This is a genomic window from Burkholderia sp. 4NA327C6 (assembly GCF_005502655.1).
Classification (GTDB): domain Bacteria; phylum Pseudomonadota; class Gammaproteobacteria; order Burkholderiales; family Burkholderiaceae; genus Burkholderia; species Burkholderia contaminans.
This window is the reverse complement of sequence record NZ_SCNZ01000005.1, coordinates 119,646-134,607: the sequence shown is the minus strand read 5'-3', so window position 1 is coordinate 134,607 and position 14,962 is coordinate 119,646. Positions and strand designations below refer to the sequence as shown.

Sequence of the window (14,962 nt, the reverse complement as noted above, 5' to 3'; positions counted from 1 at the left end):
CCTGCAATGTTAGCGCTAACCAAGCGCGGTCGCCAGCACGAAACGATGCGCGGCCCGGTGGTGAGGCGCTGCTTTCGCGACAGGATATCGGATGACGACAGCTTCCCGCCTCATGCACCTCGGGGCCTTTCTGATGGAGACCGGACACCATGCAGCCGCGTGGCGGCATCCGGACGTGCCGGCCGGTGGCGGCACGGATTTTCGTGCGTATGCGGCGCTGGCGAGCACGGCGGAACGCGCGTGCTTCGACGCGATTTTCATCGCGGACAGTGTCGCCGCGAACGTCGGAGACGGCGCCGCGCGATCGGCCCGTTCCGACCGGCTCGATCCGCTGACGCTGCTGCCTGCGCTCGCGGCGGTCACGGAGCGCATCGGCCTGATCGCCACGGCGACGACGACCTACAACGAGCCGTATCACATCGCGCGCAAGTTTGCGTCGCTCGACCACATCAGCGGCGGGCGGGCCGGCTGGAATCTCGTGACGTCCGACAACGCGGCGGAGGCGCGCAACTTCGGCCGCGCCGAACACGTCGGTCACGACGAGCGCTATGCGCGCGCCCGGGAATTCCATCGCGTCGTGACGGGGCTGTGGGACAGCTGGGCCGACGACAGCTTCGTGCGCGACAAGGCGAGCGGCGTGTACTACGACGCGTCCACGCTGCGCGTGCTCGATCATCGCGGCCTGCATTTCTCCGTGGCGGGCCCGCTCAACGTGCCGCGCCCGGTGCAGGGATGGCCCGTCGTCGTGCAGGCGGGCTCATCGGAGGCGGGCCGCGACCTCGCCGCGCGGACGGCCGACGTCGTGTTCACCGCGCACGCACGGCTGGATGCCGCGCAGGCGTTCTACCGCGACATGAAGGCGCGTGCGGTTGCCGCGGGCCGCGCGCCGGGCGACGTGAAGATCATGCCTGGCCTGTCGGTCGTCGTCGCGCGTACCGACGACGAGGCGCGCGAGCGCTTCGACGCGCTGCAGGCGCTCGTCGATCCGGTCGCGGGCGTCGCGATGCTTGCGCGGATGCTCGGCAACTTCGACCTGTCCGGCTATCCGCTCGACGGTCCGTTGCCGGATTTGCCGCTCACGGACAGCGGCCAGCGCAGCCGCCAGGCACTCCTGACCGCGCTGGCCGGCGACGAGCGCCTGACGATCCGCGAACTGGTGCTGCGCATCGCGGCCGGACGCGGGCACGTGACGGTGGTCGGCAGTGCGACAACCGTGGCCGACCTGATGCAGACGTGGTTCGAGCGCGACGCGGCCGACGGCTTCAACGTGATGCCGGCCGAACTGCCGGGCGGCCTCGAGGCGTTCTGTTCGCTCGTCGTGCCCGAGTTGCAGCGGCGCGGGCTGTTCCGCACGGCCTACACCGGCTCCACGTTGCGCGAGCATCTTGGGCTGCCGCGACCGGTGCGTGCGTAGCGCGCACATTCGTCCCGTCGAATCCATCCGATAAGGAACCTCCGATCATGACGTTTTCCCGACGTTCGTTTCTCCGAACCGCACAGGCTGCAGCCGTGGCCGCGTTCGCCATGCCATTCGCCGGCGGCGCGCAGGCCTACACCGGCCGCACGCTGCGCATCGGCTACCAGAAGGGCACGCCGCTCACGCTGCTGAAGGCGCAGCGCTCGCTCGACAAGCCGCTCGCCGCGCGCGGCTTCGACATCGCATGGACCGAATTCCCGTCCGGGCCGCCGCTGCTCGAGGCGATGAATGCCGGCTCGATCGATCTCGGCTATACGGGCTCGCCGCCGCCGATCTTCGCGCAGGCGGCGGGCAGCCGGATCGTCTACCTGGCGGCCGAACCCGCCGGCCCGCACAACGAGGCCATCATCGTGCTCGACGGCTCGCCGCTCAAATCGGTCGCCGACCTGAAAGGGCGGACGGTGGCATTCGCCCGCGGGTCGAGTTCGAACTACCTGATCGTCGCCGCGCTCGAAAAAGCCGGCCTGACCTATGCGGACATCAAGCCCGCCTTCTTGTCGCCCGCCGACGCACGCGCGGCCTTCGAAGGCGGCAAGGTCGACGCATGGGTCATCTGGGATCCGTATCTCGCGGTCGTCCAGCAGACGCTCGGCGTGCGCACGATCGCCGACTATGCGTCGGGCATCGTGCAGCCGTACAGCTTCTTTCTCGGTGCGCCGGATTTCGCGAAGGCCCACCCCGAGGTGTTGTCGGATGTGCTGTCGGCGGTCGCGCGCGGCGACGCATGGGCGGCCGCCCATCGCAGCGACGCCGCGCAGTTGATTGCTCGCGAGATCGGCGTGCCGCAGCCCGTCGTCGAGCGCTATCTCGCGCGATCCGCATTCGGGCTGCTGCCCGTCAATTCGACCGTGCTCGGCGCGCAGCAACGCGTTGCGGATACGTTCCGTCGAGCGAACGTCATTCCGCGTGCGATCCAGGTCGCTGACATTGCACACCCGGTTTCCTTCACCCGCTGACTTGATACTCCACTCGCTCGCAGAGCCGCTGTCATGAACCGACTCGCTTCCCGTACCGCCGCCATCCGTCCCGTTCGCCGCGCCGCCGCATTGCGCTGGCGCTTTCGCTTCACGCCCCGGCTGAAAACCGGGCTGCGCACGGCGGGTGCCGTCGCGCTCGCCTGCGCCAGCCACACCGGGCACGCGCAGTCGACGCTGGTCATGTACGGCATCGTCGATGCAGCCGTGCAGTACGGCCGCTTCAACAGCACGACCGGAACGACCGCGTCGGCGGCCAGCGGCAACCTGCAGGCATCGCGCTTCGGGCTGCTCGGCAAGGAAGATCTCGGCGGCGGCTATCGCGCGAATTTCCGTCTCGAGACGGGCTTCAATATCTACACGGGGATGGGAGGCGGCGCGACGGAGTTCAACCGCGGCGCATCGGTCGGGTTGTCGGGGCCGTTCGGCAGCGTCGACGCCGGCTATCTGTACCTGCCGATCTACTGGGTGTTTCTCGCGTCCGACGTCGGCACGTACGGGCTCGCGAATCCAGCCGCGATCATGTCGCTCGAACACACGACGACGCTCGGTTCCAGCGGCACCGGCGGGTTCTACCGTAACGCGGTGCGCTACCGGACGCCGGAAGCGCTCGGCGGCTGGTCGAGCGAGATCGGCTATTCGTTCGGTGCGCAGGATCCTGCCGGGCAGACGCTGAACGCGCGCAACGTCGGCGTGAACCTCCAGTACGCGAAGAACAACGTGCTGGTCGGCTATGGCTTCAACCGCTACCAGTACTACGCGAGCGCGACGGCATCCGACGCGTCGTCGCAGCTCACGCATGTACTGACCGCCGCATACGATTTCGGTCGCATGGTGGTGGGCGGGAACTACGTGTATTCGAAGCGTACCGACGGCACGGGATGGTTCGCGTCCGCCGCGTTGCTCAACGCGCGCGTGCGTGTCGGATTCGGCGACATCAACGTCGGCGTGTCGCGGCGTATCGAGAATGGCGATGCGCGTGCGATCGCTTGCGATGTGGGCTACGTGTACTACCTGTCGAAGCGCACGCAGCTGTATGGCTTCGCGACGACGATACTGAACAACCGTCATTCGACACAGGGATTCGCACTTCTGAACAACCCGGCGGCGACGGTGACGCCGGGATTCGACCCATGGGCGGTGACGGCTGGCATCAGGACGTCGTTCTGATCGCAACGGTCGACGGTTCAATTCAGCAGACACCAGATCGCGAGGAACGGCGTGTCGCCGGAGCGCATCGCATGCAGCGCGCCGGGCGGATTGTGGATGCCGCCGCCGATCCCGGGATCGAACCATTCGCCGTTCTGCTGCCGGAATTCACCGGCGGTCATCAGCACGTAGGCTTCTTCCGGCGCGTGGCCGTGATCGGGGTATCGCACGCCGGGCATCATCAGCGAGAAGCCGAGTTGAATGTCGTCGCGGCTTTCGGCGCCGCCGGGCCCGCAGATCATTCCGTTCACGTGCCCATCGATGTAGTTCGGGCTACCGTCCTTTCCTGACGTACGGCGCGTCCAGCCGACTACCGGCTCCAGCGACCCGATCAGCCGCGCGACGGCGGCGAACGTCGGGTTCACGCGTGCGACGGCCTGGAGCGCCGGGCCAAGCCATTCGCACGCGGGGTAGCGCACTGCGTTGCGCGCGCCGTTGTCCGACGGCTGCCGCAATCGGGCGAATACGTGCGGTGCGAACGCGCGCGCGGCGGCGGGCAGCTTTTCCGACTGGAACAGTTCGCCGGCGATCCGGACGAAATCCGCGATGGGTTTCGGACGTTCATGCATGCTGCTTGCTGCTCCCTGAGTGATGTGGGCCGATCAGCGAAAGTCTAGGCAGAAACCTGTCGATGCGGGCAGCGAAAAAGCGCGACGGGCTTGGCATTGGCCGCCATCTGCGTGCCGCGGCTGCCGTTCGGTATGCGCGCTGTCGATCGACAGCCGCCGGCACCCTGATATGGGGCAGCGGGCAGTTCGTCGCGTACGCATGGTCCAAAGCAGCTCGCGAAGTTGCCAGCCTGATTTCTCGGTAGTTTCCCTGAAGTCCCCGCGTCGGGATTTTCCCCTAGCGGACGCTTGCGCGCGCTGCGCGCGCCGCTGGGCCGCCGCCCCCGCAAAATTCGGCACAGCCGCGCCGGCATTGCGTTTCACCTATTTCGCACCGTTTTGCGGCGAACACGCCTTTTCGCCCCGAAACGATGCATTACCAAAGGTATGGGAAAGCGCACAGAAAATGTATCTGGAGCGACGAAATTGGATTGATACGCTGCATTCACTGCATCAGCGCCGTCAACCACGCAGGAGCCGCATCGAGCCGACGCCATGGGGGCGATCGATGACGACTCGCACGAAGTTCGCGGCTTCCCTTTCCAGTCAGTCGGGATGACAGAATGGCTCCAAATATGACGTTTGCGCCGGGCGACGTACTTCCCACCGGGGCAATCCACACCGGCGGTGCGCCGTCGATTGCCCGGTCGAGTATCGCGACGGGAACGGACATCCTGACCGTCAAGCACCTGTCGAAGATTTTCGGTCCGAAGCCCGAGCGTGCGATCGAGATGATGAAGCGCGGCGTCGGCCGCAACGAGATCTTCGCGGAAACCGGCAACATGGTCGCGGTCAACGACGTGAGCCTGAGCGTGCGCGCCGGCGAGATCTTCGTGATCATGGGGCTGTCGGGTTCGGGGAAGTCGACGCTCGTCCGATTGCTGAACCGGCTGATCGAGCCGACGGCCGGGCAGGTCGTGCTCGAAGGTCGCGACATCGCACCGATGTCGACGCCGGAACTGCGCGACGTCCGGCGCCAGAAGATGGCCATGGTGTTCCAGTCGTTCGCGCTGCTGCCGAACCGCACCGTGCTCGACAACATCGCGTACGGGCTCGAAGTCGCGGGGATCAGGAAGGCGCAGCGCTACGAGGTCGCGCGCGCGGCGCTGGAGCGCGTCGGCCTCGGCTCGTACGAGAAACTGCTGCCGAGCGAGTTGTCCGGCGGCATGCAGCAGCGTGTGGGCCTCGCCCGCGCTCTGGCGGTGAATCCGTCGGTGCTGCTGATGGACGAGGCATTCTCCGCGCTCGATCCGCTGATCCGCTTCGAAATGCAGAACGAGCTGCTGCGCCTGCAGAAGGAAGAGCAGCGCACGATCGTGTTCATCTCCCACGATATCGAGGAAGCCGTCAAGATCGGCGGTCGCATCGGCATCATGAAGGACGGTTGCCTGATCCAGGTCGGCACGCCCGCCGAACTGATCCAGACGCCGGCCGACGCGTACGTGCAGGACTTCTTCCGCAACGTCGACGTGTCGCGTTTCATGAAGGCATCGAGCATGATGACGCCGGTCGAGCGCGGGCTGCTTCGCAGCGATGCGCTCACGCCGTCCGACCGCTATCTGAACCAGCTGATCGACAGCGGCGCGGAATGCGGCTACGTGTGCGACGAATCCGGCCGTTACCTTGGCTGCGTCACGCCCGCCACGCTGCACCGGTCCGGCGCGAAGCCGATTCGCGACGCGTTCCTGAACGACTTCAACGCGGTGTCGATCGATACGGATCTGCATCGGCTTGCGTCGATCGCGCTGACGCAGCAGCACGACGTGCCGGTGACGGACGGAGCGGGACGACTGGCGGGCGTCGTGTCCTGCCGGACGATACTCAAGCAGATGATGCAACGGAGGGCAGCATGAATTCGTCGGTGATCGGGAAGTTCGCGGAGAACGTCGTCAACTTTCTGTTTCTGCATTTCCGTGGCGGCTTCGACACGTTCTCGGCGGGGCTCGGCGCGGTCGTGAAGCTGCTCGAGGACGGTCTCGCCGCCGTGCCGTTCATCGCGATGGTCGTGATCCTGGTGGGCCTCGCAGTGTGGCGCCGGGGCGTCGTGTTTTCGATCTTCGTCGGTTGCGCGCTGCTCGTCATCCATTACATGGGCCTGTGGGCGCAGACGGTGTCGACCCTCGCGCTCGTCACGGCGGCGACGTTCTTCAGCCTCGTGATCGGTGTGCCGCTCGGCATCTGGGGGGCGCGCAACAACCGGATCGGCATGATCCTGCGCTCGCTGCTCGATTTCATGCAGACGATGCCCGCGTTCGTGTACCTGATCCCGGCCGTGATCCTGTTCGGGCTCGGACGCGTGCCGGCGGTGATCGCGACGATCGTGTTCGCGATGCCGCCCGTCGTGAGGCTGACGACGCTCGGCATCAGGCAGGTCCGCGAGGAACTGATCGAAGCCGGCCGTTCGTTCGGCAGCACCGACTGGCAGCTGCTGTGGAAGATCCAGCTGCCGAACGCATTGCCGTCGATCATGGCCGGCGTGAACCAGACGATCATGATGGCGCTGTCGATGGTGGTGGTCGCGTCGATGATCGGCGCGGGCGGCCTCGGCGAATACGTGCTGAGCGGGATCCAGCGTCTCGACATCGGGATCGGCTTCGAAGGCGGGCTCGGCGTCGTGCTGCTCGCGATCGTGCTGGATCGACTGACCGAGAGCTTCGGCGTGAAGGCGAAGAAGAACGTGAAAAGGCCGCTCGCGCGTGCCGGCAAGGCAGAGCCGCGCGGCGCGGCACGGACCTGACGGACACGGCAGTCGAAGATCATCGAAAGACGATGCAGCGCCGCGGCCACGGTGCCGCGGCGGAACCGGTGTAGCAGTGCGTGGAGACCGGAAACGCCGATCGAAGGCGTTCCTCATCTTCGAAAGACTCGCGTGATTAAAAAGGAGTACTAGATGAATGCCCATGTGTTCAAGTCGCTTCTGGCGAAACTTGCCCTATCGACGGTGGTCGCCTGCAGCGCAGGTGTGGGTGCCGCGTCGGCGGCGGAGCCGGTCAAGATCGCGGTCACCAACTGGGCGGACGTGCTCGCGGTGGCCAACGTCGCGAAGTACGTGCTCGAGACGCAGCTCAAGCAGCCGGTGCAGTTCGTGCAGGCCGACATCGGCATCCAGTATCAGGGCGTCGCGCGCGGCGATCTCGACATCATGGTCGGCGGCTGGCTGCCGGTCACGCACGGCGCGTACTACGCGAAGTACAAGAACGACCTGGATGACGTGGGCATTATCTACACCGGCGGCAAGAACGGCTGGGCCGTGCCGACCTACGTGCCGGAATCGGCGCTGTCGTCGATCGCCGACCTGAACAAGCCGGAAGTCAAGAGCAAGCTGAACGGCACGATCCAGGGCATCGAACCGGGCGGCGGCCTGATGCAGGCGTCGGAGCGGACGATCAAGGGCTACAGCCTGGACGGCTACACCCTCCAGGCGTCGAGCGAGGCCGGGATGCTGGCCAGCGTGTCGCGCGCGTACCAGTCGAAGCAGTGGATCGTCGCGACGGTGTGGAGCCCGCACTGGCTGTTCCAGAAGTGGCAGATGCGTTACCTGAAGGACCCGAAGGGCACGCTGGGCGGTGACGAGCAGATCCACGCGTTCGCGTCGAAGAAGTTCGCGGGCAAGTTTCCGCGCGCCGACGTGTTCTTCAAGCACCTGAAACTGACGCTGGCCGACGTCGAGGCGATCGAGTTCGAAGGCAACAGCACGAACGACTACGCGAGCGCCGCGAAGAAGTTCGTCGACACCCATCCGGAGAAGCTGAAAGCCTGGCTGCAGCAATAAGGCCACGCGCCGGCCACGTGGACGACGCGAGCCGCGTCGTCCGCGCAAGCCGCGCGCGGGCGCTGGCCGATGCCGGCGGCCTGGAGCCGTCACGACGGCACCGGCCTTGCAGCGCGCGGTGCTTTGAATCCACGCAGCACGTCACGAATCGCGTCGCGGAGTCACCCAGTGAACGAGAACGCCCGCTTTTTTGCCGAAACGCTCCAGAGCCGCGATCCGGTGATCGCATCTGAAATCGCGTTGGAGTTGCGTCGCCAGCAGACGCAGATCGAACTGATTGCATCCGAAAACATCGCGTCCGCGGCGGTGCTGGAAGCACAGGGCACCGTGTTGACGAACAAGTACGCGGAAGGCTATCCGTCGCGCCGGTACTACGGCGGTTGCGACCATGTCGACCGGATCGAGGCACTTGCGATCGACCGCGCGTGCGCGCTGTTCGACGCGAGCCACGCGAACGTGCAACCGCACTCGGGCGCGCAGGCCAACGGCGCGGTGATGCTCGCGCTCGTCAAGCCGGGCGACACGGTGATGGGGATGTCGCTCGATGCGGGCGGCCACCTGACGCATGGCGCGCGCCCCGCGCTGTCGGGAAAGTGGTTCAACGCGGTGCAGTACGGCGTGAGCCCGGACACGCTGCGCATCGATTACGACGATGTGCGCCGGCTCGCGCAGCGCCATCGGCCGAAGCTGATCATCGCGGGCTATTCCGCATATCCGCGCGCGCTCGACTTCGCCGCGTTCCGCGAGATCGCGGACAGCGTCGACGCGAAGCTGATGGTCGACATGGCGCATATCGCCGGCATCGTCGCGGCCGGCCGCCATCAGAGCCCATTGCCGTTCGCCGACGTCGTGACGTCGACCACGCACAAGACGCTGCGCGGCCCGCGCGGCGGTTTCATCCTGACGAACCACGCCGACGTCGCGAAGCAGATCAACTCGGCCGTTTTTCCGGGGCTGCAGGGCGGCCCGCTGATGCACGTCGTCGCGGGCAAGGCGGTGGCCTTCGCGGAAGCCCTGCGCCCGGAGTTCACGCGCTATATCGACCAGATGCTGCGCAACGCGCAAGCGCTCGCACAGGTGCTGACGGCCGGCGGCCTGACGCTCGTGACCGGTGGCACGGACAACCACCTGCTGCTGGTCGACCTGCGCGCGCGGCGCATTACCGGCATGCAGGCCGAGAAGGCGCTGGAGCGTGCCGGCATCACCTGCAACAAGAACGGAATTCCGTTCGATACGGAAAACCCGACCGTCACGTCCGGGATCCGGCTCGGCACGCCCGCCGGCACGACGCGCGGCTTCGGGCCCGCGCAGTTCGAGCAGATCGGCGACATGATCCTCACGGTCCTGGCGGCGCTCGAGCGCAATCCGGACGGGGACGAGGGCGTCGAGCGCGCGGTCCGCACTCGCGTGCGCGATCTGTGCGCCCAGTTTCCGATCTACGCCCACGCGGAGGCGTTTGCCTGATCGCCGGAACCGGATCGGGCGGACGCATGGCTCGAACCGCTTGACGAATCGATCGGCGTGGCTGCGCGGAACACGCACGGCGCGCGCCGACGTCTTGTCCCGTGCCCGTCCGTGCGTGACGGCGGGAACCGGGCACCCACTCACCTGAATGAGGAATTGAAATGAGCTTCGAGGGCGTACACACACCGCTGGTCACCCCGTTCGACGCGGACGGCGAAATCGATCACGCACTGCTGGGCCGGCATGCGGCCGATCTCGCCGGCCGCGTGTCCGGCCTCGGCATCGGCGGCACGACGGGCGAATACTACGCGTTGAGCTTCGACGAGCGCGTGCGCACGTTCGACACGGTCGCGGCTGCCGCCGGCGGCAAGACGTTCCTGACCGCGGGCATCAACGCGACGACGACGAAGGAAGTGCTGCGCCTCGGCCGCGAAGCGAAACGTGCGGGGCTGGATGCGCTGCTGGTGGCGGCGCCGTACTACGCGCAGCCGACGCAGCAGGAACTGCTCGCGCACCTGCTCACGATCGACGACGCGCTCGACATGCCGATCATGCTGTACAACTTTCCGGCCCGCACCGGCACCGAAATCGGCGACGGAATTCTCGAGACGCTGCTCCAGCGCAAGAATTTCGTCGCGATGAAGGAAAGCACCGGCGACATCGCGCATCTGCATCACCTGTCCACACATTTCAGCGGCCGGCTCGTGCTGAGCTGCGGCATGGATGACCAGGCGCTCGAGTTCTTCGCATGGGGCGCCCGCAGCTGGGTCGGCGGCGCGTCGAACTTCCTGCCGGAAGCACACACCGACCTGTTCGACGCGTGCGTCACGCGCGGCGATTTCGCGGTAGGCCGCAAGCTGATGGCGCAATTGCTGCCGGTGCTCGAACTGCTCGAGCGCAGCGGCAAGTTCATCCAGTACGTGCGTTACGGATGCGAGCTGGCCGGCTTGCCGGTCGGGGTCGCACGCGCCCCGCTCGGCGCGCTGTCGGGCGACGAGCGCGACGCGTTCGCGAAGCTCGTGAAGCCGCTGCTGCGCGACGGCCGGTAATTCATCATGCGTTCGAATCTGGAATTCGCGCGGTTTCCGGCGCCGGACGGAATGAACGGCTGGTGGGAGAGCCTGCCGCCCGCACCGGACGCGCGCACCGTCACGTCCGACGGCCGGTTCGACTGGGTCGTCGTCGGCGGCGGCATCACCGGGCTGTGCGCGGCTCGCCGGCTCGCGGAGCTCGCGCCCGGCGCGTCGATCGCGCTCGTGGAGGCCGACCGGATCGGCCGTACGACCGCCGGGCGCAATTCCGGATTCTTCGTCGACCTGCCGCACGACATCAGCAGCGAAAGCTACTCGCGCAGCATCGACGAGGACCGCGCCGACGTACGGTTCCAGCGGCACGGCATCGACTATGTGCGCGACATCGTGCGGCGCTACGGCATCGATTGCGACTGGCGCGACGACGGCAAATTCCACGCATCGGTCAACAGGAAGGGCGCCGCCGCGCTCACGCATTTCGCGGACGGCCTGTCGCGCATCGGCGAAGCGTTCGAGTGGCTCGACCAGCCGGCCATCCGGGCCGTGACCGGCACCGACTTCTACACGGGCGCGCTGTTCACGCCGGGCTGCAGCACGGTGCAGCCTGCCGCGCTGATGCGCGGCCTCGCGGCCACGCAGCCGGACAACGTGACGGTATTCGAGCTCAGCCCGGTCACGCGGATCGAGCCGCGCGGCGACACGCGCGCGCTGCACTTCGCCGGCGGCACGATCGTCGCGAAGCAGGTCATCGTGTGCACGAATGCGTACGCAGCGACCTTCGGCATCCATTCGAACGGATTGCTGCCGGTCTACACGTTCGCGTCGCTCACGCGGCAGATGAATGCCGACGAAGTCGCGAAGCTCGGCGGAATGCGGTCGTGGGCAGTGATTCCGGCCGATCCGATGGGCACGACGGTGCGGCGCCTGATCACCGATCGCATTTGCGTGCGCAACCATTTCGCGTTCAGGCCGGACGTGAGGGTATCGCCTGCCGATCTTGCGAAGGCGCGGCATCTGCATCAGCGCTCGTTCGAGCGCCGCTTCCCGATGCTCGGTGGCGTCGAACTCGAATATACGTGGGGTGGGCCGCTGTGCCTGTCCGCGAACAACGGCGCGCTGTTCGGCAAGCGCGACGACGGTCTCTACGAGGCGATCGGCTGCAACGGTCTCGGGCTGAGCCGCGGATCGTCGTCCGGCAAGCTGATCGCCGAATACGCTCTCGGCGAATCGAACAGTCTCGTGCAGCAGTTGCTGAAGCAGCCGCATCCGCGGCCGCTGCCGGTTCGGCCGCTCGTCGACCTTGCCGTGTCGGCGACGATCTGGGCGAAGGAATTCTCGGCCGGTGCCGAGCTTTGATTATTGAGGAAACGACATGACGACCCATCAGGATTGGAAGCAGAAGGCGAATGCGTTGTCGCTCGACGGCCGCGCGTTCATCGCGGGCGAGCGCAGTGCGGCGGCGTCGGGCGTGACGTTCGCGACGCTCAACCCGGCGTCGGGCAAGGTACTCGCCGAAGTCGCGCGCTGCAACGAGCGCGACGTCGATCGCGCGGTCGCGGCTGCGCGCGAGGCATTCGAGTCGGGTGTCTGGTCGAAGGCCGCGCCCGCGCATCGCAAGGCGGTGCTGCTGCGCGTCGCGCAACTGATCGACGAGCATGCGGAGGAACTCGCGCTGCTCGAGGCGCTGGAAGCCGGCAAGCCGATCGGCGAGTGCCTGGGGCTCGACATTCCCGAGTCGGCCGCGTGCATCCGCTGGCACGCGGAGGTGACGGACAAGCGCTACGACGCGTTGTCGCCGTCCGGCAGCGGTGTCGTCAGCATGATCACGCGCGAGCCGATCGGTGTCGTCGGCGCCGTGCTGCCATGGAATTTCCCGGCGCTGATGCTCGCGTGGAAAATCGGCCCCGCCCTGTCGGTGGGCAACAGCGTTGTCGTGAAGCCGGCCGAGCAGACGTCGCTGTCGACGCTGCGCATCGCCGATCTCGCGCGGGAAGCCGGCGTGCCGCCGGGCGTGTTCAGCGTCGTCACCGGGTTCGGCGGCGAGGCAGGCGAGGCGATTGGCCGCCATCCGGACGTCGATCTCGTCGCGTTCACCGGCTCGACCGCAACCGGCAAGCGCTTCCTGCATTACTCGGCCGATACGAACCTGAAGCGCGTCGTGCTCGAATGCGGCGGCAAGAACCCGCAGGTGATCCTGCCGGACGTCGCGAATCTCGATGCGGTCGCCGAACAGGCGGTCGCGGCCGCGTTCTGGAACATGGGCGAGAACTGCAGCGCCGGCTCGCGGATCCTCGTGCCGTCGAGCCTCAAGGCGGAGCTGCTGGAGAAGGTTTTGGCGGTGCTCGACGGCTGGAAGACCGGCGACCCGCTCGACCCGGACGTGAAGCTCGGCGCGCTGATCGAGCAGAAGCACTACGACAAGGTGCTCGGCCATATCGAGAAGGCGAAGGCGGAAGGCGCACACGTGGTGTGCGGCGGGCAGGCAATGCTCGCCGAAACCGGCGGCTGGTTCGTCGAACCGACGATCTTCGACCAGGCGACGCCCGGGATGAGCATCGCGCGCGACGAGGTGTTCGGGCCGGTCGTCTGCTTCATCGAGTACGACGACGTCGACGACGCGGTGCGGATCGCGAACGATACGTGCTACGGGCTCGCTGCATCGCTCTGGACCGACAACGTGAACAGTGCGCACAAGGTCGCCGCGCGCATTCGCGCGGGGACGGTCACGGTGAACTGCTTCGGCGAAGGCGATCTTTCGACGCCGTTCGGCGGATTCAGGCAGTCGGGGTTCGGCGGCCGCGACAAATCCGTGTACGCGCACGATCAATATTGCGAACTGAAGACCACCTGGCTGAAGCTCGACTGAGCGATGCGGAGCACGCGGCATCGCAGGCTCGCACGGCCCGCGATGGCGCTTGGATGAGCGGTTTCGGCGGCGCGCGCGCTGCCGCCGATCGACCACGATGTCGTGCTGCCCCCTGTTGTGCGGGCATGGTCACCGGCCGACCGCCGGCGAGCGCCCCAGAGGTGGCGCGCTAAGGAAAGCGCGATCCGCACCTGGCGGCGCGACGCGACACCGTGACGGTATCGGCTGCGGTGTGCCGCGCATAGGCCAGGCAAGGAGCGGCGGTGTCTGCCGGACGTGCGTGTTGCCGTCCCCGTCATCGCTTCCGATAATAGCGATACGGTGCACAATCGATCGAAAATGGCGTCATCGTGACGCCGTTTGCGCGGCCGCCTCGTTCTTGCGAACCGCCCAACCGATGCGCAAGCTGCGATATCAGCCAATTGAAAGGTTTGCGGCGAGACTGACTGAAGGCAGCCGGCGGGACTGCCGTCGACGCGTTCGTCGGCGCAGCGTCCGACCGCCGTTTTGAGAGTGGAAGCCATGTTGAAGAAGCAATTGTTTGCCGACCGACTTCTCGCGCAGATGCCGTCGCTTCGCGCGCTGCGCTGCTTCGTGACGGCGGCGCGCTACGAAAGCTTCACTCAGGCCGCCGAGGTGCTGTGCGTGACGCAGGCCGCGATCAGCCGGCAGATCAAGGAGCTCGAGGATTCGCTCGACGTCGCGCTGTTCGAGCGCACGGGCAGGCATATCGCGCTGACGGATGCCGGGCGGGTCCTGTACAACGCGTCGTACCTGTCGATCATGAACATCGCCGAGGCGGCGGAGGCCGTGCGCCGGACCGACAAGCACGCGCTGATGGTCTGCGCGTCGCACACGTTTTCCGCACTGTGGCTGTCGTCGCGACTGCCCGCGTTTCGCGAAAGGTTTCCGGATATCCAGCTGCACGTGATCGTCACCGAGCATTTCATGGAGCTCGACGGCCTCATCGAGCCTGACGTGATCATCACGAAAAACCCGCCGCGCGCCCCGGAGTTCGAAGCCGAACCGCTGTTCCACGACATCGTGTATCCGGTGTGCAGTCCGTCGTTTCGCGAGCGGCATTTTCATGGCCGGTCGCTGAAGCCGCTGGACCTGCTGTCGTGCCCGACGCTGAACCTGTCGATGCTCGGCCGTGCCCAGGTGTGCGAGCACGTCGACTGGCGCGTGTGGCGCAACTGGTTCCAGCAGAGCGACGGCACCGAGACGCTGGCCGGGAGCAAGTATCTGGAAAGCAACGACTACCGGCTGCTCGTCGCGCAGGCCGAGGCCGGCGAGGGCACGCTGCTGGGCTGGCACCACCTCGTGCACCGGCAGATCGACGCGGGCGTGCTGGTGCGCCCGGTGCAGGATGTCCTCGTGTTTCGTGATCGCCATCATTACCTGATCACGCACAGGAATGCGCACTCGCGGCCGGAGTACCGACTGTTCCGTCAGTGGCTGCGTGACGAGGTCGCCATCATGATGCGAGACTGGCTCGATGCCGGCGTCGAGATTGGTCGATGACACGCTGCCCCTGCCAGCCTCGATCGGCATCCGGCCC

General features: G+C 66.7%; 12 protein-coding genes. 11 read left to right on the top strand and 1 reads right to left on the bottom strand.

Annotated features, from left to right (window positions below; genetic code table 11):
* The first annotated feature begins 91 nt into the window (after nt 1-91).
* From FFS49_RS07165 to FFS49_RS07155, 3 genes are read left to right on the top strand one after another with little or no spacing between them, the layout of a single operon-like run.
* Nucleotides 92-1,414 (top strand): LLM class flavin-dependent oxidoreductase, encoded by a 1,323-nt coding sequence (locus tag FFS49_RS07165; protein WP_105817061.1) that lies wholly within the window; start codon nt 92-94, stop codon nt 1,412-1,414.
* A 47-nt stretch (nt 1,415-1,461) separates the two neighbouring features.
* Nucleotides 1,462-2,433: a sulfonate ABC transporter substrate-binding protein gene (locus FFS49_RS07160; protein WP_105817060.1), complete on the top strand. Its 972-nt coding sequence runs from the start codon at nt 1,462-1,464 to the stop codon at nt 2,431-2,433.
* A 33-nt stretch (nt 2,434-2,466) separates the two neighbouring features.
* The gene (locus FFS49_RS07155; RefSeq protein ID WP_105817059.1) at nt 2,467-3,621 is read left to right on the top strand and encodes a porin; all 1,155 of its coding nucleotides are present in this window, start codon (nt 2,467-2,469) and stop codon (nt 3,619-3,621) included.
* 17 nt (nt 3,622-3,638) lie between these two features.
* Here the strand turns inward: FFS49_RS07155 and FFS49_RS07150 are convergent, their stop codons facing one another.
* Complete coding sequence (locus FFS49_RS07150) at nt 3,639-4,229, bottom strand: dimethylsulfonioproprionate lyase family protein (protein ID WP_071336005.1); 591 nt, start codon at nt 4,227-4,229, stop codon at nt 3,639-3,641.
* Between the two features lie 602 nt (nt 4,230-4,831).
* On the opposite strand from FFS49_RS07150, the gene FFS49_RS07145 reads away from it, so the two are divergent.
* From FFS49_RS07145 to FFS49_RS07110, 8 genes are all read left to right on the top strand, one after another.
* Complete coding sequence (locus tag FFS49_RS07145; RefSeq protein WP_039371930.1) at nt 4,832-6,121, top strand: glycine betaine/L-proline ABC transporter ATP-binding protein; 1,290 nt, start codon at nt 4,832-4,834, stop codon at nt 6,119-6,121.
* Nucleotides 6,118-7,005, top strand: a complete 888-nt coding sequence (locus FFS49_RS07140) for a proline/glycine betaine ABC transporter permease (RefSeq protein WP_039371928.1) — start codon at nt 6,118-6,120, stop codon at nt 7,003-7,005. Before FFS49_RS07145 ends, FFS49_RS07140 begins: the two co-directional genes overlap by 4 nt.
* Nucleotides 7,006-7,158: 153 nt before the next feature.
* Nucleotides 7,159-8,040 carry a glycine betaine ABC transporter substrate-binding protein gene (locus FFS49_RS07135; protein ID WP_105817058.1) on the top strand — a complete coding sequence of 294 codons (882 nt, stop codon included), beginning with the start codon at nt 7,159-7,161 and terminating at the stop codon, nt 8,038-8,040.
* 168 nt (nt 8,041-8,208) lie between these two features.
* On the top strand, nt 8,209-9,504 hold the full coding sequence (gene glyA, locus FFS49_RS07130; RefSeq protein ID WP_105817057.1) for a serine hydroxymethyltransferase: 1,296 nt from the start codon (nt 8,209-8,211) through the stop codon (nt 9,502-9,504).
* A 161-nt stretch (nt 9,505-9,665) separates the two neighbouring features.
* On the top strand, nt 9,666-10,553 hold the full coding sequence (locus tag FFS49_RS07125) for a dihydrodipicolinate synthase family protein (protein WP_105817056.1): 888 nt from the start codon (nt 9,666-9,668) through the stop codon (nt 10,551-10,553).
* A 6-nt stretch (nt 10,554-10,559) separates the two neighbouring features.
* Nucleotides 10,560-11,891 carry an FAD-binding oxidoreductase gene (locus FFS49_RS07120; RefSeq protein WP_105817055.1) on the top strand — a complete coding sequence of 444 codons (1,332 nt, stop codon included), beginning with the start codon at nt 10,560-10,562 and terminating at the stop codon, nt 11,889-11,891.
* 16 nt (nt 11,892-11,907) lie between these two features.
* Nucleotides 11,908-13,401, top strand: coding sequence for an aldehyde dehydrogenase (locus tag FFS49_RS07115; RefSeq protein ID WP_105817054.1), 1,494 nt, complete (start codon nt 11,908-11,910; stop codon nt 13,399-13,401).
* Nucleotides 13,402-13,923: 522 nt separating this feature from the next.
* Nucleotides 13,924-14,925, top strand: a complete 1,002-nt coding sequence (locus FFS49_RS07110) for a LysR substrate-binding domain-containing protein (RefSeq protein WP_039371915.1) — start codon at nt 13,924-13,926, stop codon at nt 14,923-14,925.
* Nucleotides 14,926-14,962: the final 37 nt, after the last annotated feature.

What these genes read in the sequence shown, in the direction of transcription:
- FFS49_RS07110 (WP_039371915.1), top strand. Translation starts at nt 13,924, where the DNA reads ATGTTGAAGAAGCAATTGTTTGCCGACCGACTTCTCGCGCAGATGCCG.
- FFS49_RS07140 (WP_039371928.1), top strand. Translation starts at nt 6,118, where the DNA reads ATGAATTCGTCGGTGATCGGGAAGTTCGCGGAGAACGTCGTCAACTTT.
- FFS49_RS07160 (WP_105817060.1), top strand. Translation starts at nt 1,462, where the DNA reads ATGACGTTTTCCCGACGTTCGTTTCTCCGAACCGCACAGGCTGCAGCC.
- FFS49_RS07155 (WP_105817059.1), top strand. Translation starts at nt 2,467, where the DNA reads ATGAACCGACTCGCTTCCCGTACCGCCGCCATCCGTCCCGTTCGCCGC.
- FFS49_RS07150 (WP_071336005.1), bottom strand. Translation starts at nt 4,229, where the DNA reads ATGCATGAACGTCCGAAACCCATCGCGGATTTCGTCCGGATCGCCGGC.
- FFS49_RS07115 (WP_105817054.1), top strand. Translation starts at nt 11,908, where the DNA reads ATGACGACCCATCAGGATTGGAAGCAGAAGGCGAATGCGTTGTCGCTC.
- FFS49_RS07165 (WP_105817061.1), top strand. Translation starts at nt 92, where the DNA reads ATGACGACAGCTTCCCGCCTCATGCACCTCGGGGCCTTTCTGATGGAG.
- FFS49_RS07135 (WP_105817058.1), top strand. Translation starts at nt 7,159, where the DNA reads ATGAATGCCCATGTGTTCAAGTCGCTTCTGGCGAAACTTGCCCTATCG.
- FFS49_RS07120 (WP_105817055.1), top strand. Translation starts at nt 10,560, where the DNA reads ATGCGTTCGAATCTGGAATTCGCGCGGTTTCCGGCGCCGGACGGAATG.
- FFS49_RS07145 (WP_039371930.1), top strand. Translation starts at nt 4,832, where the DNA reads ATGGCTCCAAATATGACGTTTGCGCCGGGCGACGTACTTCCCACCGGG.
- FFS49_RS07125 (WP_105817056.1), top strand. Translation starts at nt 9,666, where the DNA reads ATGAGCTTCGAGGGCGTACACACACCGCTGGTCACCCCGTTCGACGCG.